General features: G+C 60.0%; 18 protein-coding genes and 2 pseudogenes. 16 read left to right on the top strand and 4 right to left on the bottom strand.

All coding sequences use genetic code 11. The features are described from left to right. Positions 1-41: 41 nt before the first annotated feature. Positions 42-530: a MarR family winged helix-turn-helix transcriptional regulator gene (locus AC3ITY_RS19550; RefSeq protein ID WP_489304448.1), complete on the bottom strand. Its 489-nt coding sequence runs from the start codon at positions 528-530 to the stop codon at positions 42-44. Positions 531-744: 214 nt separating this feature from the next. Here AC3ITY_RS19550 and AC3ITY_RS19545 point away from each other — a divergent pair, with 214 nt between their 5' ends. From AC3ITY_RS19545 to AC3ITY_RS19530, 4 genes are all read left to right on the top strand, one after another. Then, on the top strand, positions 745-1575 hold the full coding sequence (locus AC3ITY_RS19545) for a p-hydroxycinnamoyl CoA hydratase/lyase (RefSeq protein ID WP_489304447.1): 831 nt from the start codon (positions 745-747) through the stop codon (positions 1573-1575). 83 nt (positions 1576-1658) lie between these two features. Continuing rightward, positions 1659-3107: an aldehyde dehydrogenase gene (locus AC3ITY_RS19540; protein ID WP_489304446.1), complete on the top strand. Its 1449-nt coding sequence runs from the start codon at positions 1659-1661 to the stop codon at positions 3105-3107. A 90-nt stretch (positions 3108-3197) separates the two neighbouring features. Further along, the gene (locus AC3ITY_RS19535; RefSeq protein WP_489304445.1) at positions 3198-5081 is read left to right on the top strand and encodes a feruloyl-CoA synthase; all 1884 of its coding nucleotides are present in this window, start codon (positions 3198-3200) and stop codon (positions 5079-5081) included. Then, positions 5078-6319 carry a thiolase family protein gene (locus AC3ITY_RS19530; RefSeq protein ID WP_489304444.1) on the top strand — a complete coding sequence of 414 codons (1242 nt, stop codon included), beginning with the start codon at positions 5078-5080 and terminating at the stop codon, positions 6317-6319. Before AC3ITY_RS19535 ends, AC3ITY_RS19530 begins: the two co-directional genes overlap by 4 nt. A gap of 171 nt (positions 6320-6490) precedes the next feature. Here AC3ITY_RS19530 and AC3ITY_RS19525 read toward each other — a convergent pair whose 3' ends face one another. Then, positions 6491-7162, bottom strand: a complete 672-nt coding sequence (locus AC3ITY_RS19525; RefSeq protein ID WP_489304443.1) for an eCIS core domain-containing protein — start codon at positions 7160-7162, stop codon at positions 6491-6493. A 438-nt stretch (positions 7163-7600) separates the two neighbouring features. On the opposite strand from AC3ITY_RS19525, the gene AC3ITY_RS19520 reads away from it, so the two are divergent. The 3 genes from AC3ITY_RS19520 (at position 7601) to AC3ITY_RS19510 (ending at position 12169) form a co-directional block, all read left to right on the top strand. Continuing rightward, complete coding sequence (locus AC3ITY_RS19520; protein WP_489304442.1) at positions 7601-8365, top strand: tetratricopeptide repeat protein; 765 nt, start codon at positions 7601-7603, stop codon at positions 8363-8365. 607 nt (positions 8366-8972) lie between these two features. Then, entirely contained in the window at positions 8973-9734 is a 762-nt protein-coding gene (locus AC3ITY_RS19515; protein WP_489304441.1) for a protein-L-isoaspartate(D-aspartate) O-methyltransferase, read from the top strand. A 2-nt stretch (positions 9735-9736) separates the two neighbouring features. After that, positions 9737-12169, top strand: a complete 2433-nt coding sequence (locus AC3ITY_RS19510) for an SAM-dependent methyltransferase (RefSeq protein WP_489304440.1) — start codon at positions 9737-9739, stop codon at positions 12167-12169. Between the two features lie 123 nt (positions 12170-12292). On the opposite strand, the gene AC3ITY_RS19505 is transcribed toward AC3ITY_RS19510, so the two are convergent. Then, on the bottom strand, positions 12293-14398 hold the full coding sequence (locus AC3ITY_RS19505) for a DNA/RNA non-specific endonuclease (protein WP_489304439.1): 2106 nt from the start codon (positions 14396-14398) through the stop codon (positions 12293-12295). Positions 14399-14611: 213 nt separating this feature from the next. Here AC3ITY_RS19505 and AC3ITY_RS19500 point away from each other — a divergent pair. The 7 genes and pseudogenes from AC3ITY_RS19500 to AC3ITY_RS19470 all read left to right on the top strand — a co-directional run. Further along, positions 14612-14965: pseudogene (locus AC3ITY_RS19500) on the top strand (Mut7-C RNAse domain-containing protein); the annotation flags it as partial. A 760-nt stretch (positions 14966-15725) separates the two neighbouring features. Continuing rightward, positions 15726-16082, top strand: a complete 357-nt coding sequence (locus AC3ITY_RS19495; RefSeq protein WP_489304438.1) for a metalloregulator ArsR/SmtB family transcription factor — start codon at positions 15726-15728, stop codon at positions 16080-16082. A gap of 106 nt (positions 16083-16188) precedes the next feature. Next, positions 16189-17262: an ACR3 family arsenite efflux transporter gene (gene arsB, locus AC3ITY_RS19490; RefSeq protein ID WP_489304437.1), complete on the top strand. Its 1074-nt coding sequence runs from the start codon at positions 16189-16191 to the stop codon at positions 17260-17262. Further along, on the top strand, positions 17255-17971 hold the full coding sequence (arsH, locus tag AC3ITY_RS19485; RefSeq protein ID WP_489304436.1) for an arsenical resistance protein ArsH: 717 nt from the start codon (positions 17255-17257) through the stop codon (positions 17969-17971). Before arsB ends, arsH begins: the two co-directional genes overlap by 8 nt. Positions 17972-18072: 101 nt before the next feature. After that, positions 18073-19077 (top strand): ArsJ-associated glyceraldehyde-3-phosphate dehydrogenase, encoded by a 1005-nt coding sequence (locus tag AC3ITY_RS19480; RefSeq protein WP_489304435.1) that lies wholly within the window; start codon positions 18073-18075, stop codon positions 19075-19077. A gap of 9 nt (positions 19078-19086) precedes the next feature. Further along, positions 19087-20307: an organoarsenical effux MFS transporter ArsJ gene (gene arsJ, locus AC3ITY_RS19475; protein WP_489304434.1), complete on the top strand. Its 1221-nt coding sequence runs from the start codon at positions 19087-19089 to the stop codon at positions 20305-20307. Between the two features lie 262 nt (positions 20308-20569). Next, a pseudogene (locus AC3ITY_RS19470) lies at positions 20570-20875 on the top strand (methyl-accepting chemotaxis protein); the annotation flags it as partial. A gap of 90 nt (positions 20876-20965) precedes the next feature. Here AC3ITY_RS19470 and AC3ITY_RS19465 read toward each other — a convergent pair. After that, the gene (locus AC3ITY_RS19465) at positions 20966-21883 is read right to left on the bottom strand and encodes a LysR family transcriptional regulator (protein ID WP_489304433.1); all 918 of its coding nucleotides are present in this window, start codon (positions 21881-21883) and stop codon (positions 20966-20968) included. 125 nt (positions 21884-22008) lie between these two features. Between AC3ITY_RS19465 and AC3ITY_RS19460 the strand changes: the two genes are divergently transcribed. Then, complete coding sequence (locus AC3ITY_RS19460) at positions 22009-22767, top strand: 5-oxoprolinase subunit PxpA (protein ID WP_489304432.1); 759 nt, start codon at positions 22009-22011, stop codon at positions 22765-22767. A 93-nt stretch (positions 22768-22860) separates the two neighbouring features. After that, complete coding sequence (locus tag AC3ITY_RS19455) at positions 22861-23106, top strand: acetyl-CoA carboxylase (protein ID WP_095079351.1); 246 nt, start codon at positions 22861-22863, stop codon at positions 23104-23106. The last annotated feature ends 5 nt before the right edge of the window (positions 23107-23111 follow it).

Genomic DNA, 23111 nt, shown 5'->3' with positions numbered 1-23111 from the left:
CCCCGCCGGCCGCCCCTTTTGGGCGTGCCGGCCGCGTGCGTTCAGTCCTGGTAAACCTTTCTCAGCAAGCGCAGCAACTCCTCGCGCTCTTCGCCGGTCAGCGATGAGGTGGAGTCGAAATCGCTTTGCGCGGCGATCTGCTTGAGCTCCTTGAGCAAGGTTTCGCCGGTCTTGCTCAGGAAGATTCCGTAGGAGCGTTTGTCCGGCTTGCAGCGCACCCGCACCGCCAGCGCGCGGCTTTCCAGTTTATTGAGCAGCGGCACCACCTGCGGCGGCTCGATGGCCAGGGCCCGGGCCAGGTCGGCCTGCATCAGCCCCGGATTCCGGTCGATGATTGCCAGGGCCGAGAACTGCGCGGGGCGCAAGTCGTGGGCTGACAGGCGACCAATCAGGTTCTGGAACAGCTTGAGTTGGGCGCGCCGCATCGCGTAGCCGATCAGGTCATCCAGTGCCGAATCCAGCGGTGCCTGCAGCTCGGCGGTGGCGGACGGGGACTCGCTCTGGTCGGCGAGGGGAGAAGGCTTGGCCATTGCGGGTGAATCCTGAAGAAGTGGAGGTTAACAAGCGTATCTAGTTTGCCGGGGTTGGCCGCTGATAGCTATGCCCGTCGTTCAGCGCGATGGGTTCGGAGGATATTTGCGGGTGGATAAAAAAATGGTTAATTCGATTAATAGTTAATTGACATAACTAATTGGCTCCTTTAATTTCCAGTCATCTTCAAGCCAAGAACAAGAGAGCAACGCCATGAGCAACTACGAAAGTCGCTGGACAACCGTCAAGGTCGAGATCGAAGAAGGCATCGCCTGGGTCATTCTCAATCGCCCGGAAAAACGCAACGCCATGAGCCCGACACTCAACCGGGAAATGATCGATGTGCTGGAAACCCTGGAGCAGGATCCGGCGGCCGGCGTGTTGGTGTTGACCGGTGCCGGTGAAGCCTGGACCGCGGGCATGGACCTCAAGGAATACTTCCGCGAAGTGGACGCGGGCCCGGAGATCCTGCAGGAAAAGATCCGCCGTGAAGCCTCGCAATGGCAATGGAAGCTGCTGCGCATGTACACCAAACCGACCATCGCCATGGTCAACGGCTGGTGTTTCGGTGGCGGCTTCAGCCCGCTGGTAGCCTGTGACCTGGCGATCTGCGCCGACGAAGCGACCTTCGGCCTCTCGGAAATCAACTGGGGCATCCCGCCGGGCAACCTGGTGAGCAAGGCCATGGCCGACACCGTGGGCCATCGTCAGTCGCTGTACTACATCATGACCGGCAAGACCTTCGGTGGGCAGAAAGCTGCCGAGATGGGCCTGGTCAACGAAAGCGTACCCCTGGCGCAACTGCGTGAAGTCACTGTGGATCTGGCGCGCAACCTGCTGGAGAAAAACCCGGTGGTGCTGCGTGCGGCCAAGCATGGCTTCAAGCGCTGCCGCGAGCTGACCTGGGAGCAGAACGAGGACTACCTGTACGCCAAGCTTGACCAGTCGCGCCTGCTCGATACCGAAGGTGGCCGCGAGCAGGGCATGAAGCAGTTCCTCGACGACAAGAGCATCAAGCCCGGTCTGCAGGCCTACAAGCGCTGAGACTGATCGCCGGGTGCATATCCGCCTCGGCGCCCTGCATCGCTCGAATGTATTCCCGATAAAGACAATAAAGAGGAATCACCATGCTGGACGTGCCCCTGCTGATTGGCGGCCAGTCGCTGCCTGCCCGCGACGGTCGGACCTTCGAACGCCGCAACCCGGTGACCGGTGAACTGGTATCGCGGGTGGCCGCCGCCACCCTGGAAGATGCCGATGCCGCGGTGGCTGCTGCCCAGGCAGCGTTTCCCGCCTGGGCCGCCCTGGCGCCCAATGAACGTCGCACCCGTTTGCTCAAGGCGGCCGAGCAGTTGCAGGCGCGCAGTGCCGAGTTCATTGCCGCGGCTGGCGAAACCGGGGCCATGGCCAACTGGTACGGATTCAACGTGCGGCTGGCGGCCAACATGCTGCGTGAAGCGGCGTCGATGACCACCCAGATCAATGGCGAAGTCATCCCCTCGGATGTGCCGGGCAGTTTTGCCATGGCCCTGCGCCAACCCTGCGGTGTGGTGCTGGGTATCGCCCCGTGGAACGCCCCGGTGATTCTCGCCACCCGCGCCATCGCCATGCCGCTGGCGTGTGGCAATACCGTGGTACTCAAGGCTTCGGAGCTGAGCCCGGCGGTACATCGCCTGATCGGCCAGGTCTTGCAGGATGCAGGATTAGGCGATGGCGTGGTCAACGTCATCAGCAATGCCCCGACGGATGCCGCGGCGATTGTCGAGCGGCTGATCGCCAACCCGGCGGTGCGGCGGGTCAACTTCACCGGTTCGACCCATGTCGGGCGCATTGTCGGCGAGCTCTCGGCGCGCCACCTCAAGCCGGCCTTGCTGGAACTGGGCGGCAAGGCGCCGTTGCTGGTGCTCGATGATGCCGACCTGGATGCGGCGGTCGAGGCAGCCGCTTTCGGCGCGTACTTCAATCAGGGGCAGATCTGCATGTCCACCGAACGCCTGATCGTCGATGCCAAGGTCGCCGACGCCTTTGTCGCCAGGCTGGCGGCCAAGGTCACGACCCTTCGCGCCGGTGATCCCGCATCGGCGGATTCGGTGCTCGGTTCGCTGGTCGATGCCAGTGCCGGTACGCGCATCAAGGGGTTGATCGACGATGCCTTGGGCAAGGGCGCGCGGCTGGTGGTCGGCGGACAGCTGGATGGCAGCATTTTGCAGCCGACCCTGCTCAATGGCGTCAACCAGACCATGCGTTTGTACCGCGAGGAATCCTTCGGTCCGGTGGCGGTGTTGTTGCGCGGGGAGGGCGATGAAGCGCTACTGCGCCTGGCCAACGACTCCGAGTTCGGGTTGTCGGCGGCGATTTTCAGCCGCGATACCGGGCGCGCCCTGGCGCTGGCCCAACGGGTCGAGTCGGGTATCTGCCATATCAACGGCCCGACCGTGCACGACGAAGCGCAAATGCCTTTCGGCGGGGTCAAGTCCAGCGGCTACGGCAGCTTTGGCGGCAAGGCGTCCATCGAGCATTTCACCCAGTTGCGCTGGGTCACCTTGCAGCATGGACCGCGGCATTACCCGATCTGAACCGCAGAAATAACAATAAAAAAGGCTGCAGCCACCACCATGCCCATTCGTGCGGCTTGGTGGTAGCGTGCCTTGATGGAGAACAAGCACGTGAGTTCCGAATTCAGATCGCAACCCCACACCGAGGCCGGCGCGCCACGCTACCGTCACGTGTCCATCGGTCGCGCAGAGGTCGAGGTGACAGAACAGCAGGGTGCATTGCACATGCGTTCCCTGGAGCCATTGGCCGAGTATCCGCCGCGCCTGCTCGACCGTCTGGTGCATTGGGCCCGGGTGCGTCCCGAGCAAACTTTTATCGCCGCCCGCCAGGCCGACGGTGACTGGCGCCGGGTCAGTTACGCCGAGATGCTCGACAGTGTCCGGGCCATCGCCCAAAGCCTGTTGAGCTACGGTCTGTCGGCGGGCAAACCGCTGGTGCTGCTCTCGGGCAATGACATCGAGCATTTGCAACTCGCCTTCGGCGCCCTGTACGCGGGCATTCCCTACTGCCCGGTATCGCCGGCCTATTCGCTGCTGTCCCAGGATTTCGCCAAGCTGCGTCACGTCTGCGACCTGCTGCAGCCTGGCCTGGTGTTTGTCAGTGATGCCGCGGCCTACCAGCGTGCTATCGATGCCGTGCTGCCGGCTCAAACGCCTTTGATCACCGTACGTGGCCAGGTCGCGGGACGCAGTCAGGTCAGCTTCGCCAGCCTGCTTGAGCATCCGGGCGGTGCTGAGGCTGAAACCGCGTTTGCCGGCACGGGGCCGGACAGCATCGCCAAGTTCCTGTTCACCTCCGGCTCGACCAAATTGCCCAAGGCGGTGATCACCACCCAACGCATGCTGTGCTCTAACCAACAGATGCTGTTGCAGACGTTTCCGGTGTTCGGCGAAGAACCGCCGGTGCTGGTGGACTGGCTGCCGTGGAACCACACCTTCGGCGGCAGCCATAACGTCGGCATCGTGCTCTACAACGGTGGCAGCTTTTACCTGGACGACGGCAAGCCCACGGCGCAGGGTTTCGCGCAGACCTTGCGTAACCTCAAGGAAGTGTCGCCCACCGCCTACCTGACCGTGCCCAAGGGCTGGGAAGAACTGGCCTCGGCACTGGAGCAGGACGCGGAGCTGCGCGAGGTTTTTTTCAAGCGCATCAGCCTGTTCTTTTTTGCCGCGGCCGGTCTGTCGCAAAGTGTCTGGGACCGACTCGACCGCGTCGCCGAACAGCACTGCGGCGAGTGTATCCGCATGATGGCCGGGCTCGGCATGACCGAGGCTTCGCCGTCCTGCACCTTCACCACCGGGCCGTTGTCCATGGCCGGTTATGTCGGCCTGCCGGCGCCCGGTTGCGAGGTGCGCCTGGTGCCGGTGGACGGCAAACTCGAAGGGCGCTTTCGTGGTCCGCACATCATGCCCGGCTACTGGCGGTCACCGCAGCAGACCCTGGAAGCGTTCGACCCGCAGGGTTTCTACTGTTCCGGTGATGCGCTCAAGCTCGCCGACCCGCGCGATCCGCAATTGGGGCTGATGTTCGACGGGCGCATCGCCGAAGACTTCAAGTTGTCATCCGGGGTGTTTGTCAGCGTCGGGCCTTTGCGCAGCCGTGCGGTGCTCGAAGGTTCGCCCTATGTCCAGGACCTGGTGGTGACCGCGCCGGATCGTGAATGCCTGGGCGCGCTGGTCTTTGCGCGGATGTTCGAATGTCGACGGCTGTCAGGGCTGGCGTCCAGTGCCAGCGACACCGAGGTGTTGGCCAGCGCGCCGGTACGCGAGTGGTTCGCCGGCTGGTTGCAGCGACTCAATCGCGAGGCCACGGGCAACGCCAGTCGCCTGGAGTGGATCGCCTTGCTCGATGAGCCGGCGTCCATCGACCGGGGTGAAATCACCGACAAGGGCTCGATCAATCAGCGTGCGGTATTGCAGTGGCGCGCGGAGCAGGTCGAGGCGCTGTATCGCGGGCTCGATCCGGCCATCCTGCGCGCCGGGGCGAAATCGTGAGCACAGACGGGCAGTACTCGGCCTTTGCCGATGCGGCGATTGTCGATGCGGTGCGCACGCCGTGGGTGGACCTCGGTGGTGCGCTGGCCAAGGTTTCGCCGATCGACCTGGGCATCAAGGTCGGGCGCGAAGTACTGGCTCGCGCGGCAGTCGATCCGCTGGCGGTAGACAGCGTGCTGGCGGGTTCCATGGCCCAGGCCAGTTTCGATGCCTACCTGCTGCCACGGCACATCGGCCTCTACAGCGGCGTGGCGCAATCGGTTCCGGCACTGGGGGTGCAGCGCATCTGCGCCACCGGTTTCGAACTGCTGCTCCAGGCCGCCAGGCAACTGGATGACGGCGTGCAATTGGCGTTGTGCGTGGCCACCGAATCGATGTCGCGCAACCCGATTGCGGCCTATACCCATCGTGGCGGTTTCCGTCTTGGCGCAGAAGTGCAGTTCAAGGATTTTCTCTGGGAAGCGTTGTACGACCCGGCTCCCGGGGTGGACATGATCACCACCGCCGACAACCTGGCGCGGCGTTATGGGTTGACTCGCGAAGTGGTGGACGCCTACGCCTGTGCCAGTCATCAGCGGGCGGTTGCGGCACAACAAGCGGGCTGGCTGGCACCCGAGATCGTTGCCGTGGGGCATCAGGTGTTTGAACTGCAAGGCTATCAGCCACGCAGCATCCGCCTGTCACGCGGTGCCGCCGCGGTGAGTGAAGACAGCCACCCACGGCCCGGAGACATCGCGGCGTTGGCCCGGTTGCGCAGCGTGCACGAAGGCGGGGTGCAAACCGCCGGCAACAGTTGTGCGGTGGCCGATGGCGCGGCAGCGGCACTGGTCGGGCGCGCTTCGGCCTGTCGGGATACACCGTTGGCCTTGCTGCGGGCCAGCGCGGTGGTCGGTGTGGCGCCAGAGTTCATGGGCATCGGTCCGGCACCGGCGATTCGCCTGCTGTTGCAGCGCAGCGGCTTGAGCCTGGAGCAGATCGACCGCTTTGAAATCAACGAAGCCCAGGCCGCGCAGGTCCTGGCGGTGGCTCAGGAACTGGAACTGGATCGTTCGCGTCTGAACGTCCAGGGTGGTTCGTTGGCACTCGGCCACCCCTTGGCTGCCACCGGCTTGCGTCTGGTGCTGACCCTGGCGCGACAACTGCGTGAGCACAATCTGCGTTACGGGGTCGCCGCGGCCTGTGTTGGCGGCGGGCAGGGCATGGCGCTATTGATCGAGAACCCCGCCTGGCGTGCCTGAGGCTTCGGCGGCTGACGGACAATCTGTGTTTTCCGGTAATGACCGGTTCTCGCCTAGAGGTGATTGCGGGGAAGGGCTGCAATCGCCCCTTTGCGGACGTTAAAAAAGTCTATAACGGGTCGTTTCAAGTATCTCATCCGTCATTAGCCGACCAGCTTTAACCCTTTGAACTCAAGGATTTCGAGGAGGCTCTGGCTGGGCCACGCTGACTCTTAGCGCTCTGGCTACCTGGGTTTGAATCTCGTAGGCAGGCGCCTCGACGGTTGTGTAATCACGGGTATAGCGAGTGGCAAACTCGCGAACGCCCCATTGCAGGTACTGCTGCACGTGCTTCAATTCATGCGCCCATAGCGCGACATTGTTAAGTGCATCATCGGGACTGCGAAAGACGATGATGTCTATAAGGGTGACCGCACTTACATCGGGATTCTGCAGCATGGTGTGTGCGGCGTTCAGCTCTGCATCATCGCCTACCTTGTAGCGAGCCGAATCGAGCACTTGGATGTCATAGTAGGGTTCGAGTTGGGCTCGGATATTCAGCGGGATTGTCCGAATATCGTCAGTTGCCGCGGTGTTGCGCGATTGCACAATCCAATTCTGCAATCCAGAGGCCGCCATTTGGTTCATGTTTTCGAAAATCTCCCCAGTTTCCTCTTTGGAGCCTGGAGCACAAAAACAAGCGACCATGCAGACTTGGTACTGTCCTTCCGGGCAGGCGAAAACAGCGGACGAAGTGCCAACGGAAAAGAGCGGTATCGCTAACCGGAAAATTTGACGTAAAAAGACAGTTAACAATTGGTTCTCCCAAAGGCAATGGTGGTCGGCAGACGATACTTTGGGCATCTCGCGCCCGTTGTCCTGCCAGGTGTTGGACCTCTGCGACTACCGTTCGATTCCCTGAGTTCCACAACTTCTTCAGGCCATCTCCAACATTGCCTGAAAGGCCGCGCCTAGCCGGGAAGCGACGGTCTAACCACTACCGTCGCAGTGGAAGTCAGACTTACGTCTGTTCCGCCATTTCAAGAGCATCATCGACCTCGATTTCCAGGTACCTGACGGTGCTTTCAAGTTTCGTATGACCAAGCAGGAGTTGGACAGCGCTTAGGTTCGTCGTAGCGTGTGAGTGCCGTACAAGATTGGGTCAAGGCCAATGATCGTCACCCCAAGCGGGAACTTCAGGGTACTGGCCAGGTCAATTGCGGCCTTATATCGGAGATGCCGAGCAGCGCTGTGGCCTGTTTTACGGCAGTGCCGTCCTTGATCAGCCGAGTCCGTCCCCTGATGCCAACCAAGAGTTTTCTGTCGGGTCTCATCTTGGCGTTCTGCGCCGTCGCGTCGCTTTGTTCGGTTGCTGCTGAGCGAAGAGTTCCCTCGCAAAGTAACAGCGCATCAACCACCTTGATCGAAACCGCCTCGCGGCAGTATGAGAATGGCCAGTTGGACCAAGCCGCCGCCACGCTGGAGCGTGCCCTGCATATCCAGCCGAACAATCCCGCGACGCTGCATTACCTCGGTGTGTTGCGTCTTCAGCAGGGGCAGTACCAGCAGGCTGAAACCTTGGCGGCGCGCTCGAACATGCGGGTTGGTCGCAACGTCGAGTTGCGCAACCGCAACTTCCAATTGATCCAGGCGGCGCAGCAGGCCCAATCTTCGGGTACCCCACCCAATGCCAAAGAGGACCTGGTCGCAGTACAGAAGGGGCTGGAAGAGGAGACCCAAAGGCGCCGCGAAGCGGAAATGGCGGTTGTTGAGCAATCCACTCCGGACACTGGGCGCGACGCTGGCAACTTCGCTGACACAGAGACAGATCGGGCGCCGGATTTATCGACGGCTGGCAGACTTCAGCCCGAAGGGGAAGTGCAAATGGCTAATGTCGAGCCAGAGCGGGCGTACGCTGAGGTTGAGATTCCCCGCGGCCATATGCCGCCTCCGGGCAAATGCCGAATTTGGTTTCCTGATCGTCCGCCGGGGCATCAGCCTGCACCCGGCAAATGCAAGAAGCTGCGATATCGGGTTCCCTCAGGGGCCTACCTGGTGCGCGGTTGAGTTTCTGAGTGTCCACTTCTGGCCGAGGCTGTGTAAAAACGGTTTAGAGCAGGTTTGACAGTCAGAACCAGAACGAAAATCGCGTTCCTACACAAATTTCAGGTCCGCTGATACACCAATCATTGGCAGATTTTACGTAGCGACACAGACTTCAAGACAGTGTCTGCGTTTTTACACAGCCTGGACCGATTTCTGCCTGTCACGAAGGGCGTGAGGCTGCCCTTCGCGCAGGGCAGTTAACGGGCAATAACGGAGGTTGGTGATAGTGTGCCAATAATCAAGAGTCGACATTCACAACTGTCTACTAAACCACCGGCGTTTCGTGGAACCATGAAGCTGTTAACCAAAATCGTTTGTTTGCCCGTGAATACGGTGCGCTCTACTCCGGCGAGTAGCGTAAAACTACAGGAGTCTGATGGCGCTGGACTCTATAACTCTATAAGCAGTGCAGATCGCGTTAAGTCGAACTGAAAACCTGAAGGCCCCGTGCAGCCTGGATATTTTCTCAGGCAGTCGCCGCAACCTGGTCTGGTTGCCGGCACTCCCGGCTTGCCGAGCCCGCCCGCCGGCCATACGATTCGACTATTCCTCAGGCGGAGGAGTCATTGTGAAACCGGTGATGCTCCTGACGCGCATCCTGGCGCCTGCCATTGCCATTGCCATTGCCATTGCCCTGGCGCTGGCATCCGCTGGCCTGCATGCCGACGACCCGTTCGCGCCGTTGCGCGACGCTATGGTGCGGGAGATCGCCGACATGTCGTCCGTCACCCGCGACGACACCGGCAGGGCCGAGTTTGCCGCGCCGGTGATGGCCGCGATGGCCAGGGTGCCACGCCACAGGTTCGTCCCGCCCGACGAGGCGCCCTACGCCTACGAGAACCGGCCGCTGCCGATCGGCTACGGCCAGACCATCTCCCAGCCCTACATCGTCGCCCTGATGACCGACCTGGCGCAGGTCGGGCCCGGCGACGTGGTACTCGAGATCGGCACCGGCTCGGGCTACCAGGCGGCGATCCTCGCCGAGCTGGCGCAGGCGGTCTACACGATGGAGATCATCGAGCCGCTGGCAGTGCAGGCCGGGGAGCGCCTGGGCCGGCTAGGATATGCGAAGGTGCAGGCCCGGCTGGGCGATGGCTACCACGGCTGGCCCGAGCACGGGCCTTACGACGCCATCCTCGTCACCGCCGCCGCCAGCCATGTGCCGCCGCCACTGATCGCCCAGCTCAAGGCCGGCGGGCGGATGGTAATCCCGGTCGGCGCGCCGTTCATGATCCAGTACCTGCTGCTGATCGAGAAGGCCGGTGATGGCAGTGTGTCCACCCGGCAGGTACTGCCTGTGCGCTTCGTGCCGCTGGTCGGAGGCGCTTGAGCATGCATTCGCCGCCGTTGCTCGCCCTGGCGCTGCTGTCTGCCTCCGTGCTCGGCTATGAGGTGCTGCTGCTGCGGCTGCTTTCGATCATCCAGTGGCACCATTTCGCCTACATGATGATCAGCGTCGCGCTGCTCGGCTATGGCGCCGCCGGCACCGCCGTGGCGCTGGCGCGGCCTGTGCTGGCGCCGCGCTTCCATGGCGTGTTCATCGGCGGCGCGGTGCTGTTCGGGCTGAGCGCCATCGCCTGCTTCAGCCTGGCCCAGCAGGTTCCGTTCAATCCCCTCGAGATCCTCTGGGACGCGCGGCAGTCGGCGCGCCTGCTGATGATCTACCTGCTGCTGTTCGTGCCGTTCTTCTGCGCGGCGGTGTGCATCTGCCTGACCTTCACCTGCTTTCAGGAACAGATTCATCGGATCTACGCCTTCGACATTCTCGGCGCCGGCGTGGGCAGCCTGGCGATCGTCGCCGCGCTGTTCGCCCTGACGCCCGTCGATGCGCTGCGGCTGCTGGGCGGCACCGGCATCGCCGCCGGGGCGCTGGCCGGCATGGCTTGCACGGGGCACAGGCACTGGCTCGTGCCGTTGCTGCTGGCGGCGGCGGTCGCGGTGCCGGCCGGCGTGCCCGCGCGCTGGATCGCCCTGTCGCCCTCCGAGTACAAGGAACTGAGCCAGACGCTGCGTATTAAGGATGCGCGCGCAATCGCCCAGACCTGGAGTCCGCTGGGCCTGCTCACGGTCGTCGACAGCCCGACCATTCCCCTGCGCTACGCACCGGGCCTAAGCCTCAACGCGACGCAGGAACCGCCCGCACAACTGGCCATCTTCACCGACGGCGACGGCCTTTCCGTGCTGAACCGCTATGACGGACGCCGCGAGCCGCTCGCCTACCTGGACTACCTGACCTCGGCTCTGCCCTATCACCTGCTGCGGCAACCCCGCGTGCTGGTGCTGGGCAGCGGCGCCGGCGCCGATGTGCTGCAGGCGATCTACCACGGCGCCAGCGCGGTGGATGCCATCGAACTGAATCCGCAGGTGATCGATCTGGTCCAGCGCCGCTTCGCCGACTTCTCCGGTAAGCCTTACAGCGCGCCCAACGTCCGTGTGCTGATCGGTGAGGCGCGCGGCCTGGTGGCTTCGCGTGGCGAGCCTTACGACCTGATCCAGATCGCCTTGCTGGACTCCTTCGGCACCGCCTCGGGCGGCCTGAATGCGCTGTCCGAGAACTACCTGTACACGGTGGATGCCTTCGCCGAGTACCTGCGCCATCTCGAGCCCGGCGGCCTGTTGGCCATCACCCGCTGGGTCACCCTGCCGCCCCGCGATGTTCCCAGGCTGCTGGCCACCGCGGCCGTGGCCATCGAGCGCGACGGGCAGGCCAGCGCGGCGCGCCGCATCGTCATGATCCGCGGCTGGAAGACCGCGACGCTGCTGGTCAGCAACAGGGATTTCGACGACGCCGGCATCGCCGTGCTGCGGGAGTTCTGCCGGGCGCGCTCCTTCGACCTGGCCTACTACCCCGGGATGACCGTGGCCGAGGCGAACCGCTACAACCTGCTCGACCGGCCCTGGTTCTTCGAAGCGGCGCAGGCCCTGCTGTCCGGCGAGCGCGCGGAGTTCCTGGCACGCTACAAGTTCGACGTGCGTCCGACCATGGATGACCGGCCGTATTTCTTCCTCTTCTTCAAGTGGCGCTCGCTGCCGGAACTGCTGGCGCTGAAGGCGCAGGGCGGCCTGTCAATGCTGGAGTGGGGCTATCCGGTGCTGATCGCCACGCTGCTGCAGTCCGGCGTGGCCGCCGTGCTGCTGATCCTGGCACCGCTATGGGTGGCGAGGCGGCGCCAGCGGCGCTCTCGAAATGCGGCTTTGGCCAGGTTCGAACTTCGGGTCGTGTCCTACTTCGCAGCCATCGGCTTCGCCTTCATGTTCGTGGAAATCGCCTTCATCCAGAAGTTCACCCTGTTCCTCAGCCACCCGTTGTATTCGGTGGCGGTAACGCTCAGCGCGTTCCTGATCTTCGCTGGCCTCGGCAGCCATTACTCCGGCCGGCGGCGGGGGGGCATTGGAACTGGTGTGGGGCCCCGTCATCCGCTGGCGCGTCCGGTCCTGGCGATCTGCGCGATCGTGCTTCTCTACCTGGTCGTCCTGCCCCCGTTGTTCCAGTTGCTGGCGCCGGTGCAGACCCTCGCCAGGTTCGGCATCTGCGCCGCGCTGGTAGCGCCGCTGGCGTTCGCCATGGGCATGCCGTTTCCGCTCGGACTCGGGCGCGTCTCCGCGCGCGCCGAAGCACTGGTGCCGATCGCCTGGGGCGTCAACGCCAGCGTATCGGTGGTGGCGGCCGTGCTGGCGACCCTGCTGGCGATCCACCTGGGCTTCACCGTGGTGTTGCTGCTAGCGTTGCTACTGTATCTCGCGGCGGCGGTCGCGTTTCCCTGATCGCGGCGGTTTGGAAAAAGGGGACAGATTTATTTCTCTACTCTAGAACGGACTAACTAGACAGAGTTAGAGTGAAAAATAAATCCATCCCCCGTTTTCTCGTCAGTCTATTACCAACCAGACTCAAATCTGATCTGCATCGTGGTAGATCTGCGCAAAGCTCAGCAGACCGACCAGCTCCTCGATTTCCGCCAAGGATTTTTGCCTGGCCTTCCACTCCGGCGTGACGACAAACTCCATGGGCAGGCTTGATAGATCTTGCTCGAGAACAAAAGCAAAGACTTGGAGCTTTCTGTCCTTTATTGCGCAAATCACCTTCCAGAAGCGAGAAGGAATTTGGACTCGCTCGGTTCCTGGAAACGTTTCATCGTCGTTGGACAGAATCGGTCCTGCAAAAATGCAGTAACGCTCGGAATCTGCCTGAGCACCAATGAAATTCTCCAGCCGTCCCCAAATGCCACTTTTCCCGGACTGGTTAAAGTTTCCGCGCTGCGGTGAGCAGTTGGTCACGTGGTAGGTATCACCGTTCGCCCGTTGAATTTGTTCAAACGAATTTCCCCAACAGACGTCTTCTCGACGAACAATATGACCCTTGTCGAACGCACCATTGTCTTTGGTGTAAAACCGATCTGGAATCTGAAAGCGCTCCTCAACGCGAGGATCCAAGACCCACTTTTCCATCTCACCTTTTTTGAGTAGCCCTGTGAGTGCTGATCGAGTGTAGTCACGTCCCAGTTGTGGTTGCTTTACCTCCACCCGACCATCAACGTTAGAAGCGGTAAAGATTGCCAGCTTCCTTTCGCGGTGAAGAACGATACTGAAGTGCTCATAAGGGATGATCGTATCGCCGCCCTTGGTTGGGGCGATCAGCAATGGATCCTTAACGGTGGGGAGCGGTGTACCGATGCCAAGAAAATTCGAATTGAACCCAAGCCTGGTCGAGTAATCAGTATCGACAATTGGTTCCTTGTAAACCTCTGTAACGACCGACAAGTCTGTCACATCAGGTACATCACTGCCTGTTGGGTTTGACTGCGTCCCGAGTCCCAGGCGTGCAACGAGACCGGCTAATGGCTCACCAAGCTCAAGCACCAAAGTCCCTATCTCCAAACGCCCTTTACCGGCACCAAATGTAGACGCAGGTATTGTTGCGGGAGTAGTCACAGGCGTAGGTGCAATTACACTGATCTGCGGAGCAAGCTCCTCATCCAGACGTGATGCATGAAACGCGTTGGACAGGATATCTCCACCTTCTCGCGCTGCTACAAGCTCTGCCAAATACCCTAGATTTTCCGGTGCCGTCTGATCGATGTGAGCACAAATACTGCTCACACGAATACCTTCGTTGGCTTCCCAATCCACAAGTGAATCGTCGATGCCATCAAGGCTATCGACAGCACTGCCGTCGCGTAACATCGGTCGGCCAGCGGCATCTTTCTTCGGCACACCCGAGTGGTGCAACGCCACAACCTGGAAACTATCGTTTAGAACAGCCGCTCCACTGGAGCCGGGAGCAGTATCGCTTCGGTACCAAAGCACATCCGCAATACTGTCATCCGTACATTCATTTTCTCGAATAGCCCATTGTCGAGCCGCACCACCAGGATGTTGGACGATGGTCAGCCATTCCCCCTTCACAGCCTTGCCACTGGTAGGCAGCAAGCGGTGATAGCCGAAACGCGTCAAAGAAGTAGATCCAACTATTGATTTTGGTTCAACGGCTACCAAGGTGAAGTCCAACTCGACGTTGTTGAAAAAATACAAGTCGGGCCGCAGATGAAATCGATATGTTGGTTCAGGATCGCCTGCAATGTTCAGGCGATAGTTAAACTCGGCCAATGACGGGGCTGCCTCTTCGACGCTTCCCAAGACATGCTCATTGGTAAGCAGCAGTCGCGGCGACACCATGAACCCCGTTCCGGAGCCAAGAGACCGCCCATCCTCTGCCCGAACCAGAATGCGGCAAACCGGCATGCCCGCCAACAAAGCCCGATCGAAGAAAAACTCGTCGACCAGATCGTTCGTCCCCATGATCCGCTCTTGCTCGACCTTGGTTGGCTGAGCGCCTCCGGCCGACAAGAAAGCACGTCTCACCAAGAGCTTGAGGGGCAAAGAGTGAGCTTCAACCGCTGGCCCAATATTCAGTGGTTGATTGCTAGCGCCGCTTAAAGCCGCCTTGGCGGCTCGTCTCGCGCTCAGGTCCAATTGGTGCTGTCGAACGAAGCCCATTTCGTCTCTCCTTGTCCATATGGCACGCAGGGCTAGCCACGCGCTAGCAGACATAGGTTAGACGAAGAAAAGTTACGCAATCACCAATGTTACGGGGCTTCGCGAAGGGATGAGCATAGGCAGAGCCCATGGGTAGGGCGCGTCTATGGAGCTCGCATCTGACGTCTGACAGTCTTCAGACTTGGGTCGTTTCGGGCTTATCCTCCTGTCATGGTTAGCCAGCCCGAGGTCGAACTGGTGCTGCTCAACGGCGAGTCGGTGGGATTCGAGCGGGTGATCTTCGACAGCGACCGGCTGGCGGTGTATCCCAAGTTCGAAGCGCTGGACATCAGCCCGCTGCTCAAGGTTCGTGCACAACCTTTACGGGTGCTGCGGTTCCTCGCTGATGCGCACCTTGGCGGGCTGGCCAGCCTGCTGCGCATGAGCGGCTTCGACACCCTCTACGACAATGGTTTCGAGGATGGCGAGATCGCCGAGATCGCTTCGCAGCAAGGCTGCATCGTGCTAACCCGCGACCGCGAACTGCTCAAGCGGCGGATCATTAGCCACGGCAGTTACGTGCACTCGCGTTTAAGTGGATTCGGGTTCTGTACCGGTGCTGGCAGACTAGGACGCCTTACGATGAAACCACCTATTTGAATGCTTTGAGGAAGCGTGGGTCACCGCTCCTCAAGAGTCTTGATTTAGGTTGACTGACTTCCTCAGGGCGTGAAGCGGACTGTCGAATTCGTCGAACTTCATCATCAACTCTGTGCTTCCTGAGCAACATCACCCAATGGGTTTTTGAGTTGCCGGTAAGCGCCAGCTGGCAATGAAGCACATCAATGGCGGGCGATTGGGATGTGGCCAAAAGAGTTGAGCTGGTCCTTCCGGAGACTGGCATTTGCAACTCGGATTTCGATGAAGTCGATGATCGCTTGAAGGCTTCGGCAAGTCCGGCGTCTTGTTGCGGCACTGGAGGGACAATTCCTGAGGTCGCACCTCGCCGGGTTGTTGTAAAGCCTGGTGCACAGCCACCGAGCCCGCCCTCGATGACCGGGGCGGGTTAGGGGCGACCTATTTCTGCGTGAATGACAGGTTCATTACAGAAGCCATATATATGCCGCCACAGATGTTTGAAGAGGCCCGTAAGCGAATTACGCAGCTTATGCCTTGATACACGGCTTTCATTGAAGGTTAGCTGCGGAGTTCAATCGCTTTGATGGATTGATCTGCCGTTGACTCTTTACATTACATGCGGGAAAACATATATTCGTTAAACCGTATATGGTCTGAGACTTCACAATGAGATGTTCGTCTTGGTCAAAAACAAACGCTGAGAACCGATATGGCTGACCATCTGACACCGACCACTGTTTTCAAATGCCTGGCTGACGACACTCGGGTCCGTACGATGATGCTGATCACCCGTGAAGGAGAGCTATGTGTTTGCGAACTGACCTGCGCGCTGAACGAGAGCCAGCCAAAAATCTCCAGGCACCTCGCGCAACTTCGGACTTGCGGTCTGTTGTCAGACCGTCGGCAAGGCCAGTGGGTCTATTACCGACTGCATCCAAATATGCCGGACTGGGTTCATCAAGTGCTGACCACGGTGCTCGAAAGCAACAAGCATTGGTTAAGTCCTGATGCCAAACGCCTTGGTGAAATGGGCGACCGTCCTGAGCGGGCACTCGCCTGCTGTTAAAGCTAGATCGTTGGATTGCGCCTTCGACTACGAGATCGCTCGATGAAAATCCTGTTCCTTTGCACTGGCAACAGTTGCCGCAGCATCCTCTGCAGGAGCAATGACCATGAGTAAAAGCCGCCTTTCCTTCCTGGACCGTTACCTGACCCTGTGGATTTTTCTCGCCATGGCGTTGGGTACTGGTTTGGGGGGGCTGTTTGAAGGCTGGCCGCAGTGGCTCAACAGTCTGTCTGTGGGCACCACCAACATCCCCATCGCTATCGGCTTGATCGTGATGATGTATCCGCCTCTGGCCAAGGTTCGTTATGAGGAACTGCCGGAAGTCTTCAAGGACAAGCGCATCCTCGTTTTGTCTTTGGTCCAGAACTGGGTCATCGGCCCGGTGTTGATGTTCGCACTGGCGATCATCTTCTTGCGGGACCAGCCGGAATACATGACGGGCCTGATCCTGATCGGCTTGGCTCGTTGCATCGCGATGGTGCTGGTCTGGAATCAGATCGCAGGTGGCAACAATCAGTACGTCGCTGGATTGGTGGCGTTCAACAGCATCTTCCAGATCCTGTTTTTCAGTGTGTATGCCTGGGTCTTCCTTGGGCTGTTGCCGCCGCTGTTCGGGCTGGAAGGCAGTGTGATTGAGACCAGCATTGCCAGCATCGCCGAGTCGGTCCTGATCTACCTGGGCGTGCCATTCCTGGCAGGTTTCCTGACCCGCAGGATCCTCATTGCCCGTAAAGGCGAAGCCTGGTTCCAGGAACGCTTCATTGCGAAGATAAGTCCGCTGACGCTGGTGGCACTGCTGTTGACCATCGTGGCCATGTTCAGCCTCAAGGGTGATGTGGTGCTGCAATTGCCGCTGGATGTATTGCGCATCGCGATCCCCCTGACGATCTATTTCGTCGTGATGTTCTTCATCAGCTTCTGGATGGGCAAGCTACTCAATGCTGACTATCCACGCACCACCGCGTTGGCTTTCACCGCCGCAAGCAACAACTTCGAATTGGCGATTGCCGTGGCCATTACCACCTTCGGCCTGGCTTCCCCGGTCGCTTTCGCCACGGTGATTGGCCCGTTGGTGGAAGTGCCGGTACTGATTTCCCTGGTTGGTGTGGCCCTCTGGTTGAAACGCCGCTGGTTCGATGAATCCAAGAGCGCCGTTGCGCAGGACAAAGACTATGTTTGATAACCATATTCCCCAACTCGATACCGACCTGGTTGATCTTCCGACGGCTGACAAGCTCGGTATTGAACAGACCTCCATTCATAAGCCGCGCATTTTGCTGTTGTACGGATCGACTCGTGAGCGGTCCTTCAGTCGTCTGCTGGTAGAGGAGGCTGCTCGACTGCTGGAGCACTTCGGTGCCGAGACGCGGATATTCAATCCATCCGGTTTGCCGCTGCCAGATGACGCACCCGACGATCATCCACGGGTGGAGGAACTGCGTGACTTGGTGTTGTGGTCCGAGGGGCAGGTCTGGTGTTCTCCAGAGCGTCACGGAAACATGAGCGCAGTGTTCAAAGCGCAGATCGACTGGGTGCCACTGGCCATGGGCGCGGTACGCCCGACCCAGGGCAAAACCCTCGCGGTCATGCAGGTGTGCGGTGGCTCGCAGTCGTTCAACGTGGTCAACCAGCTGCGAGTGCTGGGACGTTGGATGCGCATGTTCGCCATCCCAAACCAATCCTCCGTGCCGAAGGCCTATATGGAGTTCGACGACAACGGTCGGATGAAGCCTTCTCCGTTCTACGACCGTGTCGTTGATGTGATGGAAGAGTTGGTGAAATTCACGCTGCTGCTTCGCGACCGTCAGGACTATCTGGTGGATCGTTATTCCGAGCGCAAGGAGTCGGCGGAAGAACTCATGAAACGTGTCAATCAGCGCTCCATCTGAGGATATTTCACCGTGCAACAACACCCATATTTCGTACTGCCCCTGGCACAGTTCGACACCCAGTCGAACTCCCACTGACAACAGATACAGAGCACTACAACATGACTATCAAAGTTGGCATCAATGGTTTTGGCCGGATCGGTCGCCTCGCTCTGCGAGCAGCCTGGAGCTGGCCAGAGTTTGAGTTCGTGCAGATCAACGATCCAGCGGGTGACGCGGCGACTCATGCACACCTGTTGAACTTCGACTCCGTGCACGGTCGTTGGAATTACCAAGCTGACTCCGACGGCGACAGCATTGTCATCGACGCCAAACGAATCAAGGTGACGGCCAACAAGGCAATTGCCGACACCGACTGGTCGGGCTGCGATCTGGTGATTGAAGCCAGCGGCAAGATGAAGACCGTCGCGGTGCTTCAGGCTTACCTCGACCAAGGCGTGAAACGTGTAGTGGTCAGCGCCCCGGTGAAGGAAAAAGGTGCGCTGAACATCGTCATGGGCGTCAATCATCAGCTGTTCAAACCGGCTGAACATCGAATCGTCACCGCCGCTTCGTGCACCACCAATTGCCTGGCCCCTGTCGTCAAAGTCATCCACGAAAAACTGGGCATTCGCCACGGTTCGATCACCACCATCCACGACCTGACCAACACCCAGAGCATCCTCGACCAGCCGCACAAGGATCTGCGTCGTGCGCGTGCATCCGGCATGAGTTTGATTCCAACCAGCACCGGCTCGGCCACCGCCATTGCCGAAATCTTCCCGGAGTTGCGTGGACGCCTCAATGGCCACGCCGTTCGCGTGCCGCTGGCCAACGCTTCGCTGACTGACTGTGTCTTTGAAGTCGAGCGTGCCACCACTGTCGAAGAGGTCAATCAGTTCCTCAAGGACGCTTCCGAGAACGAGCTGAAAGACATTCTCGGATTCGAGGAGCGTCCACTGGTGTCCATCGACTACCGTACCGACCCGCGTTCATCGATTATCGATGCGCTGTCGACCATGGTCATCAACGGCACCCAGGTCAAACTCTATGCCTGGTACGACAACGAGTGGGGCTATGCCAACCGCACCGTCGAATTGGCCAAAATGGTTGGTCTGGCAGTCTAAGGAGCGGTCATGAAAGCGTTGTCAGCCCTCGCGCCGGACGTGCGGCAGTACTTGCTCGTGACGGGCAACTACTGGGGCTTCACCCTCACCGATGGCGCCTTGCGCATGTTGGTGGTGCTGCACTTTCACGCGTTGGGCTACAGCCCGCTGCAAATCGCTGCGTTGTTTCTGTTCTACGAACTCTTTGGCGTGATCACCAACCTGGTGGGTGGCTACCTCGGCGCTCGGCTGGGTCTGAACCGAACCATGAACATCGGGCTGGGGATGCAGGTCGCGGCGTTGTTGATGCTGACGGTGCCCTCGGCCTTGTTGACCATCCCCTGGGTGATGGGCGCTCAGGCGTTGTCCGGGATCGCCAAAGACCTGAACAAGATGAGTGCCAAAAGCTCTATCAAGCTCCTGGTCCCCGATGGGCAGCAGGGCAAACTCTACAAGTGGGTGGCGATCCTCACCGGCTCGAAGAACGCACTCAAGGGCGTCGGCTTCTTTCTTGGCGGAGCCTTGCTGGCATTGATCGGATTCAAAGGCGCGTTGCTGGCCATGGCGAGTGTCCTGGCGCTGATCTGGATCAGCAGCTTGATCCTGTTGAAGAAGGACCTGGGCAAGGCCAAAGCCAAGCCCAAATTTCGCGACATCCTGTCCAAGAGTCGGGCGATCAATATCCTCTCGGCGGCACGGATGTTCCTGTTCGGCGCCCGCGATGTCTGGTTTGTGGTGGCGTTGCCGGTGTACCTGAGTAGTGTCTTCGGCTGGGACTTCTGGAAAGTTGGCGGCTTCCTGGCAGCTTGGGTGATTGGCTACGGCATCGTGCAGTCTTTTGCGCCCAACATCACCGGCAAGAAACGTGGGCATGTACCGGATGGTCGTGCGGCATTTTTTTGGGCACTTGCTCTGGCGGGGCTACCTGTGGCAATCGCTCTCGGGCTGAACACCTGGCTATCGCAACAGGTTGTGCTGTTCGGAGGATTGATGGTTTTTGGCGTGCTGTTCGCGGTGAATTCGTCGCTGCACAGCTATCTGATCGTGTCCTATGCCAAGGAAGACGGTGTGTCGCTGGATGTGGGTTTTTATTACATGTCGAACGCGATGGGCCGCCTGATCGGCACGGTGCTTTCCGGTTGGGTCTATCAGGTGTATGGACTGCAAGCGTGCTTATGGATATCGAGTGCATTCGTGCTGTTCGCAGCTTTGATTTCGATTGCATTGCCTCGTCACGCGCTTAGTGAATGACTGCACAGCCGATTGCTGCCTTTCGGCAAGGGCGGCAATCGACCCAAAGTTGACGGTGGCGACAGGCAGAAAGCGGCCAGAAGCCGTCATTAGGATGTGCCTAAGGAATCAGGATCGATTCACTACTGGAGTCCGAGGCGCTCGCCTCTCTGGTCTCGTGAGCTTCAGTTGGTGGCATTACCACAGGCGCCAAAGGAGGCTGAATGACGAAGCCCTTGTCGGGGAAGAACTGTTGGAATTTGTGCAGGGCGTTCTGCAGCAGCTCATCCTTAATGGGGGTATCGAAGCGGCGAGGGCAGGGGAGCAAGGGCGTGGATTCGCGGTGGTGGCAGACGAGGTGCGCAATCTGGCATCGCGCACCAGTCAGGCGACTTTGGAGATCAATGATGTGGTGCACCACAATCAGGAGCTGACGCAAGGCGCGGTGGAAAGCATGCACGCCAGTCAGCAACAGGTCGCGTTTGGTGTGACGCTGGCTGGGCAGGCAGGGAAGGTCTTGCTTGAAGTTCGCGAAGGCACTCGTCAGGTTGTGGAGATCATCAGTCAGTTCAGTGACCTTGATCGCTGACGCACAACGCGCACTGGAAAATCGACTTTCTTCCAATAGCGGTCTTTCAAAAGTGACCGCTATCGCCCTGTGGTCGACGTTCCTTGAATCTCAGCGGCGTGCGAGATGCTGTTGCGGCGCCAAAAAAGCATCGTGGAAATAATTGCGAAACGCCTGCATCGCCGGGCTGAATTCGCGCTCGCGATGCCACGCCAGTCCGACACTCATCGGGGTCACCTTGTCGGTGACTGTCAGGGTTTCGATGCGTTTTCCTTCCAATGACCAGGGGCGGTGCACCAAGTCCGAGAGGATTGCCACGCCGCTGCCATTGGCGACCATGCTGCGCACCGCTTCGACTGAACTGGTACGCACCCGCACGTTTGGCTGCTGATGCGCATGTTCCCAGTAGCGCATGGCGCTTTGTTCGGCTTCGTCGACGGTCAGCAGGATGTAGGGTTCTTTCGCGACGTCGGCGAGGCTGACCGCCGAGCGTTCGCACAACGGATGGTGGCTGGGCAGCCATAACCGCCGTTCGGAGTTGAAGAGAATCTCTGAAACGATGTCCGGGTGCGTGAGGTTGGCGGTGAGCACCACGGCCATGTCGAATCGACCTTCCAGCAAGCCTTGTTCAATGGCTTGCCGCTCCTGTTCATGAACTTCGATGGTCACGTCCGGATGCCAGTGTTCCAGCCGCTGCAAATGGTGCGGCAGGAAATAACCGATCACCGTGTAGCTCGCCGCCAAGCGCAACACGCCACTGGCGCGGATGTCCGGCAACGGGCTGTTCAACGCGTCATCGACGCTGCGCAAAATCACATAGGCCCGATTCAGAAAGTGCCGCCCGGCGTCGGTCAGGCTCATGCCCTGGGCCGAGCGCTGGAACAACAGCGTGCCGATGATGCTTTCCAGTTCCTTGATCGCCGTGGTCACCGCCGACTGAGAAATATTCAAATGAATCGCGGCTTGAGAGATTTGCCCGATCTCGGCGGTGGCGACGAAATAGCGGACTTGGCGCAGGGTCAGGGACATGAGCACTCCGGGCGATGAGGTATCTGTTTTTCAGAAGATACCCCATCTAATAATAGATCTTCCCAAGGGGTTGGGAGGAATCTAACGTGGCCTGCATGAAGTCACAAGCGTTGGGAGCAAGCGTCATGCAAGCAGTAGATTTCAACTCGGACATGGGCGAAGGCTTTGGTCCATGGACCATCGGCGATGGCGTCGACAATGAACTGATGGGCTTTATCAGTTCGGCCAACATCGCTACCGGTTTTCATGCCGGCGACCCCAGCACCATGCGCCGCACCGTCGAGCAGGCCAAACGCCTGGGCGTGGCCATCGGCGCGCATCCGGGGTTTCGCGACCTCGTTGGTTTTGGTCGTCGACACATCAATGCGCCGGCCCAGGAGTTGGTCGACGACATGCTCTATCAGTTGGGCGCCCTGCGTGAACTCGCCCGGGTTCAAGGCGTGGCCCTGCAACACATCAAACCCCACGGCGCGCTCTACATGCACCTGGCCCGAGACGAAGAGGCCGCCCGTTTGCTGGTGGAAAACCTCCAGCGCCTGGAGCCTGAGCTGCTGCTGTATTGCATGCCCGATTCGGTGATCTGGCGGGTCGCCACGGAACTCGGCCAACCGGTGATCCGCGAGTTCTACGCCGACCGCGAATACGACCTCAGCGGCTCCATCGTCTTCACCCGCAACGTGCGTGCATACGATCCGGCCCACGTTGCTGCGCGAGTGTTGCGCGCCTGTCAGCAAGGCGTGGTGCGCACTGTCGAGGGCGAAGACCTGGCCATCGAATTCGATTCCATCTGTTTGCACAGCGACACACCGGGCGCCCTGGCGTTGGTTGAAGCCACGCGCCAGGCACTCGATGGCGCGTGCATAGAGGTCCGAGCACCGCGCTGAGACCACACGAAAACACCTGACACACAGACGCCAGGGTTTGCCCACCGATTCATTTTTGCCTGCCTTTCTACAACTATTCCAAGAGGAACAGACATGGCCGAACACACTGTTATCACCCCGTTGCCGGGAACCTTCTACCGCAAAGCCACCCCGGAATCGGCGAACTTCGTCGAGGTCGGCGCGCAGGTCAGCGCCGACACGGTGATTGGCCTGATTGAGGTCATGAAGCAGTTTTCCGAACTGACCGCCGGGACGGCCGGTCGCCTCAGTGCCTTCCTGGTAGAAGACGGTGATCCGGTGGAGCCGGGTCAAGTCGTCGCAACACTCGACGACGAGTGAGGGCG

It is taken from the genome of Pseudomonas sp. GL_091 (genome assembly GCF_057837725.1).
This window is presented reverse-complemented; position numbering and strand designations above follow the sequence as displayed.